Raw genomic sequence first — 16,323 nt, 5'->3', positions numbered from 1 at the left:
GGTTTACCTGAACGTCTTGCGCGGATCGAAGGCGTCGCGCACGGCCTCGCCGATGAAGATCAAGAGCGACAGCATGATCGCGACCGAGAAGAAGCCGGAGAAACCGAGCCATGGCGCCTGCACGTTGGACTTGCCCTGCGACAGCAGCTCGCCGAGCGACGGCGAGCCGGGCGGCAACCCGAAGCCGAGGAAGTCGAGGGCCGTGAGTGTCATCACCGAACTCGACACGATGAATGGCAGGAACGTCATCGTCGCGACCATCGCGTTCGGCAGCAGATGCCTGAACATGATCACGGCGTTCGACACGCCGAGCGCCCGCGCCGCCTGGATGTACTCGAAATTGCGCCCGCGCAGAAATTCCGCGCGCACGAGTCCCACCAGCGACACCCAGGAAAACAACAGCAGGATGCCGAGCAGCACGAAGAAGCCGGGCACGAGCACCGACGACAGGATCAGCAGCAGATAGAGCGAAGGGATCGCAGTCCATATCTCGATGAAACGCTGGAACAGCAGGTCGATCCAGCCGCCGAAATAGCCCTGCACCGCGCCGGCCGCGATGCCGACGATGGAGGAGACGATGGTCAGGCAGAGGCCGAACAGCACCGAGATGCGGAAGCCGTAGATCAGCCGCGCCACCACGTCGCGGCCCTGATCGTCGGTGCCGAGCCAGTTGTATTCCAGGTCGCGGCAGCTCTTGAGACCCTTCTTCTCGACCACCGGCTTGCACTGCGCTTCCGTCAGCATCCAGGTCGGCGGCGACGGTGCCGGCGTCGGCAGATCGAGATTGTGGGTGTCGTAGGAGTAGCGGATCAGCGGCCAGACGATGCTGCCGCCTTTGTCCCTGATCAGCTTCTGCAAATAGGGATCGCGATAATCGGCCGCCGTTTCGAAGTCGCCGCCGAAAGTGGTTTCCGAATAGGTGATGACGGACGGCCAGTAGAGGCGGCCATCATATTTGATCATGAACGGCCGGTCATTGGCGATCAGCTCGGCGAACAGCGACACCACAAACAGGATCATGAAGAGCCAGAACGACCAGTAGCCGCGCCGGTTCGCCTTGAAATTCTGCCAGCGGCGCCTGTTGAGCGGCGACGGCACGAACGGTTTGCGCGTGATCGGCACCGCATTGCCGAGCGGCGACTTCGCAGTGGTTTCGATCGGCGTGGTGGGGGCGGCCAGCGTCATCAGACCTCCCGCGCCTCGAAATCGATCCGCGGATCGATCCACATATAGGTCAGGTCAGAGATGAGGTTGATGACGAGGCCGACGAGCGAAAAGATGAAGAGCGTGCCGAACACCACGGGGTAATCGCGGTTGAGAACGCTCTCGAAACTGAGCAGTCCCAGTCCGTCCAGCGAGAAGATGGTCTCGATCAAAAGCGAGCCCGAGAAGAAGGCGTGAATGAAGGTGCTGGGAAAACCCGCGATGACGATCAGCATCGCGTTCCGGAAGACGTGGCCGTAGAGCACCCGATTCTCGCTGCAGCCCTTCGCGCGCGCGGTCATCACGTATTGCTTGCGGATCTCGTCCAGAAACGAGTTCTTGGTCAGGAACGTCATGGTGGTGAATGCACCGAGCCCCATGGCGATGAGCGGCAGCGTCAAATGCCAGAAGTAATCGATGATCTTCCAGTACCAGGGAAATTGCGACCAGCCGTCCGAGGTCAGTCCGCGCAGCGGGAACCAATTGAAGAACGAGCCCCCGGCAAACAGGATGATCAGGAGGATCGCGAACAGGAAGCCGGGAATCGCATAGCCGAGCACGAGCACGCTCGACGTCCAGGTGTCGAAGCGCGTTCCGTCCCTGACTGCCTTGCGGATGCCGAGCGGAATCGAGATCAGGTAGGTCAGCAGCGTCAGCCAGATGCCGAGCGAGATCGAGACCGGCAGCTTCTCCTTGATCAACTGGATCACGCTGACGTCGCGGAAGTAGCTCTTGCCGAAATCGAAGCGGGCGAAATTCCACACCATCAGCGCGAACCGCTCGGGCGCCGGCTTGTCGAAGCCGAACTGCACCTCCAGCTTCTTGATGAAATCGGGATCGAGGCCTTGCGCGCCGCGATATTTCGAGTTGATGGCATCGCCGCCGGCCCCTAACTGCCCCGGGGCGCGCTGCGCAAAGTCGCTGCCGCCCGAAATGCGCGAGCTGCCGCCGGTGTCGGCGCCCGAGAGCTGCGCAATCACGCGCTCGACCGGGCCGCCCGGCGCGAACTGCACGACGATGAAGGAGACGAAGAGGATCCCGAGCAAGGTCGGGATCATCAGCAGGATGCGGCGGGCGATATAGGCGCTCATGGCTATTTCGCCTGTTCGAGCTTGGCGGCCTTGCCGCCATCATGCCACCAGATATCGGGGGCACCGACGCCGTTGGCATAACGCGGCAGCTTCTGCGGATGGCCGAATTGGTCCCCAATAAGCAAGCCGGTGCGTCTTGTTATACCATTGCGGCACCCAATAGCGGCCGGCTCGGAACAGGCGATCGAAGGCGCGGCAGGCCACGGTCAATTCTGCGCGGCTGTCAGCCGCCATGATTTTCTCGACCATCGCGTCGATGGCCGGGTTGGCGATGCCCGCGAGATTATACGAGCCCTTGGTTGCGGCGACCTGCGAGGAAAAGAACGCGCGCATGGCATCGCCCGGTGTCGCCGACATGCTGAAGCGCTGGATCGTGATGTCGAAGTCGAAATCCTCCTGGCGCGCCTTGTGTTGCACGGCATCGACGAGGCGCACGCTCGCTTCAATGCCGAGCGTCGCGAGATTCTTGATGTAGGGCGCATGGTGCGGCTGGAAGGAAGGCTCATCCAACAGAAACTCGATCCTGAACACCTCCCCGTTCGGCAGCGTTCGCTTGCCGTCCTTGATCGGCAGGCCGGCGTCGCTGAGCAGTTGCTGCGCCTTGCGCAACAGGCTGCGATCTTGCCCGGAGCCGTCGGAGACCGGCGGCGTAAAGGGCGCGGCGAACACTTCGTCGGGAATCTGGCCGCGAAACGGCTCCAGCAGCTTCAGCTCGTCCGGCGGAGGAGGTCCGTCGCTTGCCATGAGGTCCGAATTCTGGAACGGCGACACCGTACGGGCATAAGCGCCGTACATGATGGTCTTGTTGGTCCATTCGAAGTCGAAAGCATCGATCAGGGCCTCGCGCACGCGAGGGTCTTTGAATTTGTCGCGCCGCGTGTTGATGAACCAGCCTTGCGCACCGGACGGCGTGTCATCGGGCACGATCTCGAGCTTGACGCGGCCATCCTTCACGGCAGCGAAGTCATAGCGCGTGGCCCAGATGCGGGACGTGAACTCCTCGCGGTAGAGATAGTTCTTGCCGGTAAATCCCTCGAAGGCGACGTCGCGGTCGCGATAAAACTCATAGCGCACCACGTCGAAATTGTAGCTGCCGCGACAAGATGGCAGATCGACGGCCCACCAGTCCTTTACCCGCTCGAACTCGATGTAGCGATTGACCTCGAACTTCCCGACCTTGTACGGACCCGAGCCCAATGGCGTCTCAAGCGACGTTTCGTCGAAGGCGCGAGAGGCATAATACGCTTTCGAGAAGATCGGCAGGCTCGCCAAATAGAGCGGGACGTCACGCGCGCGTCCCTTGGCGAAGGTCACGACAAGCGTCGTGGCGTCGATCGCTTCCGCGCTGACCATGTCGCGCATCTGCACAATGATCAGCGGATGCCCCTTGGTCTTCAGCGCCGTCAAGGAAAACGCCGCGTCGTGCGCGGTAAGCTTGGTGCCGTCGTGGAATTTCGCCTCAGGCCGCATCGTGAAGCGATAGACCAGTTTGTCTGCCGATATATTTACAGACTTGGCGGCAAGCCCGTACATCGCGTCCGGCTCGTCGTTTGCGCGCACCATCAGCGGCGCAAACGTCATGTCCATGCCTTGCGCGCCGTCACCCTTCAGAATGAAGGCGTTGAGCGAGTTGAAGGTCTGGTAGGACTGGTTATACGCGCGCACCGACGGAATGAGCGAGAACGTGCCGCCTTTCGGCGCATCGAGATTGGCATAGTCGAAATGGTGGAAGTCGGCGGGGTATTTGAGGTCGCCGAATGCCGAGATGCCATGGACCTCGGCGGGCATCTCGAACGCTGTCGCGCCCCGGAGCCAGGAGGCGCTGAACGCGCCGCCTGCACCCAAGGCCAGCAGATGCCGGCGTGAAAGCTGCGCCATGCGAGAAATGCCCCTCACGACTTCTTTGCGATCCGCGCTGCCTTGTCCGCGTCGTACCACCAGATGAACGGGAAGCCAGACTGACCGTATCTGGGCAGCTCCGCCGGCCGGCTGAAGCGGTCCCAGCGCGCGGTGCGGACTTTCGAATAGGTCCATTGCGGCACGACGTAGTGATTCCACAGCAGCACGCGATCGAGCGCCTTGGTGGCCGCGACGAGATCGTCGCGACCCGTGGCGTAGATCACCCGCTCGATCAGCTTGTCGACTGCCGGATTCTTGATGCCGGTAATGTTGCGCGACCCGGCGATATCAGCCGACTTGGACGACCAGAATTCGCGCTGCTCGTTACCCGGCGACTGCGACTCGCCCCAGGAGTTGGTGACGACGTCGAAATCCCACTCTCTGGTCCTGTTCTCGTATTGGGTCGGATCGACCGTGCGCACGCTGACCGCGATGCCGAGCCGTTCCAGCGACGGCTTGTAGAACAGCGTGATCCGCTCGAAGCTCGGATCCGAGTTCAGCAGCTCAAGCGAGAACTGAGCGCCGGTCTTGACGTCGATCAGCTTGCGGTCGCGCACCTCGTAGCCGGCTTCCTTGAACAGGCGAAGCGCCTCGCGCAGATTCTCGCGCACGGCTTCCGGACTGCCGCCGACCGGGTTGGTGTAGGCCGTGGTGAAGACTTCGGGCGGGACCTCGGCGCGGACGGTCTCGAGGATTTCGAGCTCCTTGCCCTGCGGCAAGCCGGTCGCCATGAGGTCGTCGATGCCGTCGAAATAACTACTGATGCGCTTGTACTGACCATAGAAGATCTGCTTGTTCATCTCCTCGAAGTCGAACGCATAGTTGAGAGCGCGTCGCACGCGGGGGTCGCTAAACTTGGCACGGCGCAGGTTCGGCACGAAGGCCTGCATGACGCCCGAGCTGCGATTGGCGAACTCCTCGAGAATCACCCGCTTTTCAGTGACGGCCGGGAAGTCGTAGGCCGTCGCCCAGTTCTTCGCGCTGTTCTCGGTACGCCAATCGACCTGATCGGCCTTGAAAGCCTCGATCGCCACGGTGGCGTCCCGGAAATACTCGTAGCGCATCTCGTCGAAATTATTGCGGCCCACATTGGCGGCGAGATCGCGCCCCCAATAATCCTTGACGCGCTCCAGCGCGATCGACCGTCCGGCAACGAATTCCTTGATCCTGTAGGGGCCCGAACCGAGCGGCACTTCGAGCGTAGTGGCGGAGACGTCGCGCTTGCGGCCCTGCGCGTCGGTCCCCTCCCACCAGTGCTTCGGCAAGACCGTGAGCTGCCCGACGATCTGCGGCAGTTCGCGGTTGCCCGGCGCGTCGAACACGAACTTCACCTCGCGTTCGCCGACCTTCTCGGCCTTCGTCACATGGCTGTAATAAGCCGAGTATTGCGGGTGATGCTTCTTGAAGGAATCGAGCGAGAAGATCACGTCGTCCGCGGTCACAGGCTTGCCGTCATGCCATTTGGCGTCGGACCGCAAACGATAGGTGACGAAGGAAAAATCGTCCGGGTGGCTGACGGCCTCGGCCAGCGCGCCGTATTCGGTCGAGACTTCGTCGAGCGAGGGCGTCGTGAGGGATTCGTAAATGAATGCAACGGCGCCGGCGACCTGCCCCTTCACACCGGAGACGACGATGTTGAAATTGTCGAATGTGCCGACGGCGATCTGGCGCGCGACGCCGCCTTTGGGCGCTTCCGGATTGACGTAGTCGAAGCGCTTGAAGTCCGCGGGGTACTTGACCTGTCCGAACAGCGACAGCGCGTGGCGCCAGGTGAGCGCACCGGCAGATTGCGCGTGCGCCACGCCGACAGGAAGGCCCCCTACGGAACCGAGGGCGGGGAGCGCGGCGGCAGCAGTGCCGGTGAGCAGGAGATCGCGTCGGGTAATGGCCAAATCAACATTCCTGTCTTGAAGGAGGCTACTCCTTTAAGGTCCCAATATAGGCGAGGTTTCGACGGAATATGTTGCTTTTTCCTCATCTTGGAAGGCCGGACGGCCATCCGATGCGGCCAAACGCCCCGATAACGTTGCCGCGAGGCCCGGACACGGAAACGGCCAGGCTTTTCAGCCTGGCCGCATGGTTCAAGAAGGATTTTTTGACGCCTTACTTCGAGGCGGTCGGCAACGGTTGCGGATGGTCCGACAGCGAATTCAGATAGGCAATGACGTCGGCGCGTTCGGAATCCTTCGGAATGCCGGCGAAGCCCATCGCGGTGCCCGGGATGAAGCCCTTCGGGTTGGCGATGAACTTGTTGAGGTCGTCGAACGTCCAGGTGCCGCCCTTGGCCTTCATGGCGGCCGAGAAATTGAACCCGCGTCCTTCACCCCTGGGCTCGCCGACGATGCCAAAGAGATTCGGACCGACGCGGTTCGGGCCGCCCTTCTCGAAGGTGTGGCAGGCGCCGCACTTCTTGGCGGCGGCGGCGCCCTTCTCGACCGAGGCGGTCTGGAGCAGCTTTTCGATCGGCTCGGAGGGGGCAGCGGCAGCGGCGCCTTCCTTGCCGTGGCCGGCGTCTTCCTTCACGGCGATCTCGAAGCCCGGCTTTTCCGGCATCTTGGGCGAGAACAGCGCACTCGCGGTGAAGCTCGTCACCAGCAGGATGAGACAGGTGCCGAGCACGGCACCGAGAATTTTGTTGAGTTCGAAAGAGTCCATTTCCGGCAAGGCCCCACACCGCAAGAAGAATTGGCGGCCAGGCGGCCGCCAGGACGAGCCTCGGGAGAATCAAACGTTCCCAATTGTTTCCCCGAGTTTTGCCATTGAGATATCGGTTTGCCCGGGGTCTGGCAACCCGTATAAGCGAGCGGGCTTCAGGCCCGTCCCCACCCCATTTCTCGGCGCGGAAAACGCCCCGTTTCCAGGCCCTTGAACCGATGATCAATCCCCGCATCCTGGTGCTGATTCCGGCCCGCATGGCCGCCACCCGCCTGCCCGGCAAGCCCCTCGCCGATATCGCGGGGCAGCCGATGATCGTGCATGTGATGCGCCGTGCCGAGGCCGCCGGGATAGGACGGGTCGCGGTCGCAACCGACACAGCGGAGATCGCTTCCGTGGTGACCGCCCATGGCGGCGAGGCCGTGATGACCCGCCCGGAGCACCCCTCCGGCTCCGACCGCATCCACGAGGCCATGCGGAAGCTCGATCCGGACGGCAAGGCCGAGATCGTGGTCAATCTCCAGGGCGATTTTCCGACCATCACGATCGACAACATCCGCGAGGTGCTGCCGCCGCTGCAAGACCCCGTCGTGGACATCGCCACGCTGGCCTCGCAGATCCACACCGAGGAGGAGGACCTCGCGCCGAGCGTCGTGAAGGCGATCGGAACCTCGCTCGGCGGCAGGCGGATGCGCGCACTTTATTTCACCCGCGCCACCGCTCCGACCGGCGATGGACCGCGTTACCACCATATCGGCCTGTACGCCTATCGCCGCGCCGCGCTGGAGCGCTACGTTCGGCTTCCGCCTTCGCCGCTGGAATTGCAGGAGAAGCTCGAGCAGCTTCGGGCGCTTGAGGCCGGAATGCGCATCGACTTCACCATCGTCGATACCGTGCCCCGCGGGGTGGACACGCCGGCGGACCTGGAAACCGCGCGCAGCATCCTTTCCAAATCCTGAGCCGCTGTTACAAGGCCGAGCATGAGCAAGCTGAAAATCGCATTCCAGGGCGAGCCTGGGGCCAATTCCCACATCGCCATCGTCGAGGCCTATCCGGACGCAGAGCCGATGCCTTGTGCCACCTTCGAGGACGCGCTGTCGGCGATCTCGTCGGGCGAGGCCGATCTCGGCATGATCCCGATCGAGAATTCGGTCGCGGGCCGTGTCGCCGACATCCATCATTTGCTGCCGGCCTCGGGCCTCTTCATCATCGGCGAATGGTTTCTGCCCGTCCGTCATCAGCTGATGGCGGTGAAGGGAACCAAGCTTGCCGACATCAAGAGCGTCGAGAGCCATGTGCACGCGCTCGGCCAGTGCCGGCGCATCATCCGCAAGCTTGGCATCAAGGGGATCGTGCACGCCGATACCGCCGGCAGCGCCCGCGACATCTCCGAGCGCAACGACAAGACCGTCGCCGCAATCGCCTCGCGCCTCGCCGCAAAGATCTACGGCCTCGACATTCTGGCTGAGGACATCGAGGACGAGGCCCACAACACCACGCGCTTCGTGGTGCTCGCGCGCGAGCCGAAATGGGCCGCCCAAAACTCCGGCCCGCTGGTTACCACTTTTGTGTTCCGGGTGCGCAATTTGCCGGCCGCCCTTTACAAGGCGCTCGGCGGTTTTGCCACCAACGGCGTCAACATGACCAAGCTCGAGAGCTACATGGTCGACGGCAATTTCTTCGCCACCCAGTTTTACGCCGACGTCGACGGCCACCCCGACGACAAGGGCCTTGCGTTTGCGATCGAGGAGCTGAAATTCTTCTCGCGCGAATTCCGCATCGTCGGCGTGTATCCGGGGCATCCTTTCCGGGCGACGATGGAATAGTTTCGTGTCCCGGACGCGCGAAGCGCGAGCCGGGATCCAGAGGCTGCGAAGCGCAGGGGCGCGATGGGCCCCGGCTCTGCAGAGCACCGCCGAAGGGGGCGCTGCGCTGCGTCCGGGGCACGAGAGCTTTATCCGGCCGCCTTAAGTCCAAACGCCTCCGCCAGCAGCGAATACGACTTCTTGCGCGCGTCGTGGTCGTACACGGCGGTGATCACCATCAACTCGTCCGGCTTGCTCGAATCGATCAGGGGCTGCAGCGTCTTTTGCACGGTAGCAGGGCTGCCGACGAACAGACGGGAGCGGTTGCGCCGCATCAAGGTGCGCTCGGAGTCGGTATAGGGATAGGCCAGCGCTTCCTCGACGCTTGGTAGCGGAAGATACTGACCGCGGTCGCGGCGCAGGCGATTGAGATCGAAAGACGTGGCGAGCTTTTCGGCCTCCTCATCCGTGTCGGCCGCGATGACGGCGACTGCGAGGATCGCGCGCGGGCTCGCGCTCCAGGCCGAGGGCTGAAAACGATTGCGGTAATGCACCATGGCATCGATCGCATCGTGGGACGCAAAATGATGGGCGAAGGCGAAGCCCGTGCCGACTTGAGCTGCGAGCTCCGAGGAATAGTCGCTGGAGCCGAGCAGCCAGATCGGCGGTAACGGCGCATCATCGGGCATCGCCACGACGTTGTGATAGGGATGGCCCGAGGGGAATTCCCGGGTCTGCCACAGGATCAATTCTTGCAGCCGCTCGAGGAAATCGTCGCCTTCGCGGCGATCGAGCCGGCTACGCAGCGCATAGGCCGTGGCACCATCGGTGCCGGGGGCGCGGCCGAGGCCGAGATCGATGCGGCCGGGAAACAGCGCCTCCAGCATCTTGAAGCGCTCGGCCACGACCAGCGGCGCGTGGTTGGGCAGCATCACGCCGCCGGAGCCGACCCGGATGTGCTTCGTCGCCGCCGCAATCTGCCCGATCATCACGTCGGGCGCCGGGCTCGCGACGGAGGCGAGGTTGTGATGCTCGGCGAGCCAATAGCGGACATAGCCGAGCCCGTCGACATGGCGCGCCAGATCGATGCTGTTGCGCAACGCCGCGGCGGGCTTTGTGCCTGTTGTGACGACGGAGAGATCGAGGACTGAGAGCGGGATCATGGCGCGCTAAGGTAGTGGAGAGCGGCGCGGCGGCAATGGGCAGGCCGCGCAGGTCTGACGTGCAGGCCGCGGGCCGGGACGCCGAAGCCGGCGGTTGGGACGAACGGCTTGCATGTCATTTCGAATTCAGGCTGCCCACCTCTCAAGCCAACCGTCGAACTATCCTGGCTCGCATCAAAATATTGATATATCTAGATATTTATTCATGAAGATAATTCCCACCGTACGACCATAAGGTGGAATAACTTAGCATAATTCACGTGAAGTGGGCGATTTCCCATCCTCGATGGGCTGTCGATCAGACCGCCTTTGTCCTATCTTGGACATCCCAGGCTAGCGCCGACTGCCGCCAAAACCTGGTGAATAATCTGGAGTGAGTGGTGCCCATGACTGACGTGACGACGGCTGCCCAGACCGACCGGCACCAGAAGCGGCCTGCGATCTCCTTCGAGTTCTTTCCGCCCAAGACCGAGGATATGGAGCGCAATCTCTGGGACACCATCAACCGGCTGGCCCCGCTCGACCCGAAATTCGTCTCGGTGACTTATGGCGCCGGTGGCTCGACCCGTGAGCGCACCCACTCGACCATCTCGCGTATCCTGAAGGAAACCGCGCTGCTGCCGGCCGCGCATCTGACCTGCGTCGGCGCCTCGCGCGGCGAGATCGACGAGATCGTCGACCGCTATCACGAGGTCGGCGTCCGCCACATCGTCGGCCTGCGCGGCGATCCCGCAGGCGGCATCGGCACGCCCTATTCCAGCCATCCCGACGGCTACCAGACGTCCGATGCGCTCGTGGCCGGCATCAAGAAGCGTCACGCCGACATCGAAGTGTCGGTCTCGGCGTACCCCGAGAAGCACCCCGAGGCGCGCGACTTCGACGATGATATCGACACGCTGAAGGCCAAGGTCGATGCGGGTGCGACCCGAGCGATCACGCAGGTGTTCTTCGATAACGATCTCTACTTCCGCTATCTCGACCGCGTCCGCGCCCGCGGCATCAACATCCCGATTGTGCCGGGCATCATGCCCATGCACAATTTCAAGCAGGCGAGAGCCTTCGTCACCCGCGCCGGCACCTCCGTGCCGGATTGGTTCGCCGCGAAGTTCGAGGGCCTCGACGACGACGCCGAGACCCGCAAGCTGGTGGCAGCCACCGTCGCGGCCGGCCAGGTGCAGAAGCTCGCCAAGCACGGCGTCGACACCTTCCATTTCTACACCATGAACCGCGCCGATCTCGTGTTCGCGATCAGCCATTTGCTCGGCATCCGCGCCAAGAGCGCGCAGAAGGCGGCTTAAGACAACATGACCGTATCCACCTCTTCCAAGCGAACTGCCCTTTTGAACGCCGCGCGCGAGCGCATTCTCGTGCTCGACGGCGCCATGGGCACGATGATCCAGAACCTCCAGTTCGACGAGGCCGCCTTCCGCGGCGAGCGCTTCAAGAATTTTCATCGCGATTTGCGCGGCAACAACGATCTCTTGATCCTGACCCAGCCGCAGGCGATCGAGGACATCCACGCGGCGTATTTGCGTGCCGGTGCCGACATCGTCGCCACCAACACCTTCTCCACGACCTCGATCGCGCAGTCCCGATTACGACCTCACCGACATCGTCTACGAGATGGCGCGCGAAGGCGCCCGCCTCGCCGGCAACGCCGCACGCCGCATCGAAGCCGAGGACGGCAAGCCGCGCTTCGTCGCCGGCGCCATCGGCCCGACCAACCGCACCGCCTCGATTTCGCCCGACGTTTCCAATCCCGGTTACCGCGCCGTCAGGTTCGACGATCTGCGCAAATCCTATGGCGAGCAGATCAACGGCATGCTCGACGGCGGCGTCGATCTGCTGCTGGTCGAGACCATATTCGACACGCTGAACGCCAAGGCGGCGCTCTACGCGATCGCCGAGATCACCGAGGCGCGCGGCATCGACATGCCCGTGATGGTGTCGGGCACCATCACCGACAAATCCGGCCGCCTGCTGTCGGGCCAGCTGCCGGAAGCATTCTGGCATTCGGTGCAGCACGCAAAGCCCGTCACCATCGGCTTCAACTGCGCGCTCGGCGCGGAAGATCTGCGCGCGCACATCGCCGATATCGGCCGCGTCGCCGACACGCTTGTTTGTGCTTATCCCAACGCCGGCCTGCCCAACGAGTTCGGCCAGTATGACGAGACGCCGGAGTACATGGCGCGCCTGATCGGCGAGTTCGCGCGAGATGGTTTGGTCAACATCGTCGGCGGCTGCTGCGGCACCACGCCGGATCATATCGCGGCGATCGCCGCTGCGGTCGCGCCGCACAAGCCGCGCATCGTGCCGGAGATCGAGCCTCGCTTGCGGCTCTCCGGCCTCGAGCCGTTCATCCTGACCGACGCGATTCCCTTCGTGAACGTCGGCGAGCGCACCAACGTCACCGGCTCCGCCCGCTTCCGCAAGCTGGTCACCGCCGGCGACTACACCGCCGCGCTGCAGGTCGCACGCGACCAGGTCGAGAACGGCGCGCAGATCATCGACGTCAACATGGACGAGGGCCTGCTCGACTCCGAATCGGCCATGGTGACCTTCCTCAACCTCGTCGCCGCCGAACCCGACATCGCCCGCGTGCCTGTCATGGTCGATTCCTCGAAATTCTCGGTGATCGAGGCCGGTCTGAAATGCGTGCAGGGCAAGCCGATCGTCAATTCGATCTCGATGAAGGAAGGCGAGGAGAAATTCATTCACGAGGCCAAGATCGCCCGCCGCCACGGCGCGGCCGTCGTGGTGATGGCGTTCGACGAGGTCGGCCAGGCCGACACGTTCGCGCGCAAGACCGAGATTTGCAAGCGCGCCTACGACATCCTGATCAACCGCGTCGGCCTGCCGCCGGAAGACATCATCTTCGATCCGAATATTTTCGCGATCGCGACCGGCATCGAGGAGCACAACAATTACGGCGTCGACTTCATCGAGGCGACGCGCTGGATCCGCAAGAACCTGCCGGGCGCGCACATCTCGGGCGGCGTCTCCAATTTGTCGTTCTCGTTCCGCGGCAACGAGCCGGTGCGCGAGGCCATGCACTCGGTGTTCCTGTATCACGCCATCAAGGCCGGCATGGACATGGGCATCGTCAATGCCGGGCAGATGATCGTCTATGACGACATCGATGCCGAATTGCGCCAGGTCTGCGAGGACGTCATCCTCAACCGCGATCCGGGCGCGTCCGAGCGTCTGCTGGCGCTCGCGGAAAAATTCCGCGGCAACAAGACCCAGACCAAGGAAGCCGATCTCGCCTGGCGCGAATGGCCGGTGGCGAAGCGGCTGTCGCATTCGCTGGTGCACGGCATCACCGAATTCATCGAGCAGGATACCGAGGAGGCCCGCAAGGCCTCGACGCGGCCGCTCGACGTGATCGAGGGACCGCTGATGGCCGGCATGAACGTGGTCGGCGACCTCTTTGGCGACGGCAAGATGTTTTTGCCGCAGGTGGTGAAATCCGCACGCGTGATGAAGCAGGCTGTGGCTTGGCTGATGCCGTTCATGGAAGAGGAGAAGGCGCGCAATCGCGCCAACGGCATCGACAGCGATGCAAAATCCTCCGCCGGCAAGATCGTGCTCGCGACCGTCAAGGGCGACGTCCACGACATCGGCAAGAACATCGTCGGCATCGTGCTCCAGTGCAACAATTACGAGGTCATCGACCTCGGCGTGATGGTGCCTGCCGCCAAGATCGTCGAGATCGTGAAGGCGGAGAAGGCCGACATCGTCGGCCTGTCCGGTCTGATCACGCCCTCGCTCGACGAGATGGCGTTCTTCGCCGGCGAATTGCAGCGCGAAGGCCTCAAGCTGCCGCTGCTGATCGGCGGCGCGACGACAAGCCGTGTGCATACGGCCGTGAAGATCGACCCGAGCTATCGCGCCGGCCCCGTGGTGCATGTCAACGACGCCAGCCGCGCCGTCGGCGTGGCCTCCGCGCTGCTCTCGCCCGAGAAGCGCGAGGCCTATGCCGCCGAGGTGCGTGCCGAATACGCCAAGATCTCGGACGCGCATATGCGCGCGCAGGCCGACAAGAAGCGGCTGAAGCTGGAGGTGGCACGCAAGAACCGCGTGCCGGTCGATTTCGCAGCGAACAAGCCCGTGAAGCCGACCTTCCTCGGCACCAGAAGCTTCGACGACTACGATCTCGCCGAGCTCGTGCCCTATATCGACTGGACGCCGTTCTTCCAGACCTGGGAGCTCGCGGGCCGCTTCCCGGCGATTCTCGATGATGCCAAGGTCGGCGAAGTCGCGCGTTCGCTTTACGATGACGCGCGAAAAATGCTCGACACCATCGTCAAGGAGAAATGGTTCCGGGCGCGCGCGACCGTCGGCTTCTGGCCGGCGAATGCGCAGGGCGACGACATTGTGCTCTACGCCGACGAAAGCCGCACCAAGTCGATCGCGACGCTGCACACGCTGCGTCAGCAGCTCGAGAAGCGCGAGGGCCGTTTCAACGCGGCGCTGTCCGACTTCATCGCACCGGTCGGCGCCGGTGTGCCCGATTATGTCGGCAGCTTCGTCGTCACTGCGGGGATCGGCGAGGACGTGATTGCCGACCGCTTCAAGATGGCGAACGACGACTACTCATCGATCCTGTGCAAGGCGCTGGCCGATCGCCTTGCGGAGGCCTTCGCCGAGCGCATGCATGCCCGCGTGCGCCGCGAGTTCTGGGCCTATGCCCCGGACGAGGCGCTCTCGACCGACGAGTTGATCCTCGAAAAGTACCAGGGCATCCGCCCCGCGCCCGGCTATCCCGCGCAGCCCGATCACACCGAGAAGGCGACGCTGTTCGAGCTGCTCGACGCAGAAAACACCGCCGGCGTGACGCTGACCGAGAGCTTTGCGATGTGGCCGGGCTCTTCCGTGTCCGGGCTCTATTTCGCGAACCCCGAGAGCTATTATTTCGGCGTCGGCAAGATCGAGCGGGACCAGGTCGAGGACTATGCCGTACGCAAGGGCATGAGCGTCGCCGAGACCGAGCGCTGGCTCGCGCCGGTGCTGAACTACATCCCGTCGCGGGAGGGCACCGACAAGACGTTTGCGGCGACACCCGCAAACGACGAGACGTCAAAAGACCTCGCCTCGCACCCGCCCGGCTGCACCTGCGCGGTGCATCTCGTCTGGCAGAAGAAGCGCGCGGGCGCGGGGTAGGCGCGCCCCTCAACTCAAAAACTGAAAAAACAACCCCATGCACAGTAGCGATGGGGTTGAAAAGCCTGAACATTTTTTTCCCTCCGGAGCGGCGGGCGGGGACGAGATCGTCGGCCGCGGCCAAGATCGCGACCGCAAGCACTGTTGCTCCGTCGGGCAAAACACCTGTAGCATTCCATCATCGCCAACCGCGCCAGTTTCGCACTCCGCGTTGCGGGCCCTCACGCCTCTGTGGCGTTGGCGGCTGCACGATCTCGCCTCTCCGGCTTTTTTCGCGCGGGAACCAGACAGTGTGAAGTCGTTCACTTGTCCACTCAACCTAGATTCGATAGCCTACCGGTCTGCTACCTTCAAACCGATGGTTTGCTCGGGATCGAACACATGAAGCAGTTCATTGCACTGTTCGTCGCCGCGATCGTTCTTGTCGTGCTGCCCACGATTGCCTCGGCGGACTGTCCGAAAGGCTACGTGCCATGCGGCGAGCGAAGTCAGTTGTGCTGCCCAGGCAAGTAGCAAGCCGCAAATGGCTTTGGCTTGGTAGCGGAGTTTTTGTCGCGATTGCCCTCGTGATGGTCTCGGTCTACGCCGGGTTCCCGCGAAAGAAGCAGACGATCACGGCCATCCTCTCCGAGACCGGATATTTCGAAGTGGTACCGCCAAGCACTTTTGGCGGCCCCGGCACGATCAACACGATCGAGTATCTGAGCAACGGCCGGCTGGAGCTGCATCCGACCTGCGACGTCGACCCTACACTGCTGACCGGCAAGATCCAGAGATCGCGGACCGTTGACCGGGACCTGAAGCAGTCGCTCGAGAAGAAGCTCGACGTGTCGGCCCAGGTCAGGGACAAGCTGTCGGCCGTCGCCGGGATGCAGCAGGTCGAGGCGGTCAACCTCAAGCTCGAGAATGCCAACATTCTGCTGATTTCCGACGAGTCGCTGATATCGACCCGGAACGCATTGCTGAAGGCCGAATGCGAGGACGCGATCACCCAGAACGTTTCGAGCGGCGCCGTCGTGTGCCAGACGCGGTCCGTGCTGGAGGCCGATGTCGTCTACGAGATCAAATATCGCAACGCGATTTCGATGGAGGAGAAGGCCAAGCTGACATCCGAGATCGCCGCGAAGCTCGATCTGGACGTACACGAGGGGGCGGACGACAAGGTGTCCGGCTCTCAACTGTTCTTCGGCATAAGATTGTCGCCAAATCCGATCGTCCTGAAGTCCGCGACGGGCGAGATCAAGCCCTGTACGCGGAAGTAGGATCGGCGCCGCACCCTGCCGTGAACGCAACGCGCGCTCGCTGCGACCAATGGCGGTCGCCGCCGAAGAGCAGGGGAATCGG

Annotated in this window: 10 protein-coding genes and 2 pseudogenes; 6 read left to right on the top strand and 6 right to left on the bottom strand. The window is 63.1% G+C overall.

The window, feature by feature from the left end:
- Positions 1–3: 3 nt before the first annotated feature.
- From ACVWYI_RS06610 to ACVWYI_RS06590, 5 genes and pseudogenes are all read right to left on the bottom strand, one after another.
- Entirely contained in the window at positions 4–1,185 is a 1,182-nt protein-coding gene (locus ACVWYI_RS06610; RefSeq protein ID WP_247446277.1) for an ABC transporter permease, read from the bottom strand.
- Positions 1,185–2,294, bottom strand: a complete 1,110-nt coding sequence (locus ACVWYI_RS06605) for a microcin C ABC transporter permease YejB (RefSeq protein ID WP_247446276.1) — start codon at positions 2,292–2,294, stop codon at positions 1,185–1,187. Before ACVWYI_RS06605 ends, ACVWYI_RS06610 begins: the two co-directional genes overlap by 1 nt.
- Before the next feature lie 2 nt (positions 2,295–2,296).
- A pseudogene (locus ACVWYI_RS06600) lies at positions 2,297–4,172 on the bottom strand (extracellular solute-binding protein).
- Positions 4,173–4,186: 14 nt separating this feature from the next.
- Positions 4,187–6,085 (bottom strand): extracellular solute-binding protein, encoded by a 1,899-nt coding sequence (locus ACVWYI_RS06595; protein WP_456661546.1) that lies wholly within the window; start codon positions 6,083–6,085, stop codon positions 4,187–4,189.
- A 211-nt stretch (positions 6,086–6,296) separates the two neighbouring features.
- Positions 6,297–6,848 carry a c-type cytochrome gene (locus tag ACVWYI_RS06590; RefSeq protein ID WP_456661545.1) on the bottom strand — a complete coding sequence of 184 codons (552 nt, stop codon included), beginning with the start codon at positions 6,846–6,848 and terminating at the stop codon, positions 6,297–6,299.
- A gap of 218 nt (positions 6,849–7,066) precedes the next feature.
- On the opposite strand from ACVWYI_RS06590, the gene ACVWYI_RS06585 reads away from it, so the two are divergent.
- Both ACVWYI_RS06585 and ACVWYI_RS06580 read left to right on the top strand, forming a co-directional pair.
- Positions 7,067–7,807 (top strand): 3-deoxy-manno-octulosonate cytidylyltransferase, encoded by a 741-nt coding sequence (locus ACVWYI_RS06585; RefSeq protein ID WP_456661544.1) that lies wholly within the window; start codon positions 7,067–7,069, stop codon positions 7,805–7,807.
- 21 nt (positions 7,808–7,828) lie between these two features.
- Positions 7,829–8,674, top strand: coding sequence for a prephenate dehydratase (locus ACVWYI_RS06580; protein WP_247343888.1), 846 nt, complete (start codon positions 7,829–7,831; stop codon positions 8,672–8,674).
- A gap of 128 nt (positions 8,675–8,802) precedes the next feature.
- Here the strand turns inward: ACVWYI_RS06580 and ACVWYI_RS06575 are convergent, their stop codons facing one another.
- Positions 8,803–9,816, bottom strand: coding sequence for an LLM class flavin-dependent oxidoreductase (locus ACVWYI_RS06575; RefSeq protein ID WP_456661543.1), 1,014 nt, complete (start codon positions 9,814–9,816; stop codon positions 8,803–8,805).
- A 386-nt stretch (positions 9,817–10,202) separates the two neighbouring features.
- On the opposite strand from ACVWYI_RS06575, the gene metF reads away from it, so the two are divergent.
- From metF to ACVWYI_RS06555, 4 genes and pseudogenes are all read left to right on the top strand, one after another.
- The gene (gene metF / locus ACVWYI_RS06570; protein ID WP_456664486.1) at positions 10,203–11,114 is read left to right on the top strand and encodes a methylenetetrahydrofolate reductase [NAD(P)H]; all 912 of its coding nucleotides are present in this window, start codon (positions 10,203–10,205) and stop codon (positions 11,112–11,114) included.
- 6 nt (positions 11,115–11,120) lie between these two features.
- Positions 11,121–14,979: pseudogene (metH, locus tag ACVWYI_RS06565) on the top strand (methionine synthase).
- Positions 14,980–15,360: 381 nt separating this feature from the next.
- A complete protein-coding gene (locus tag ACVWYI_RS06560; protein WP_256467615.1) occupies positions 15,361–15,492 on the top strand; it encodes a hypothetical protein in 132 nt (43 codons plus the stop codon).
- A gap of 56 nt (positions 15,493–15,548) precedes the next feature.
- Positions 15,549–16,241 (top strand): hypothetical protein, encoded by a 693-nt coding sequence (locus tag ACVWYI_RS06555; protein ID WP_247344346.1) that lies wholly within the window; start codon positions 15,549–15,551, stop codon positions 16,239–16,241.
- Positions 16,242–16,323: the final 82 nt, after the last annotated feature.

This window comes from Bradyrhizobium sp. LB13.1 (assembly GCF_054056815.1).
Note: the sequence above shows the minus strand (reverse complement) of the source record. Positions and strands in the feature narration are given on the sequence as shown.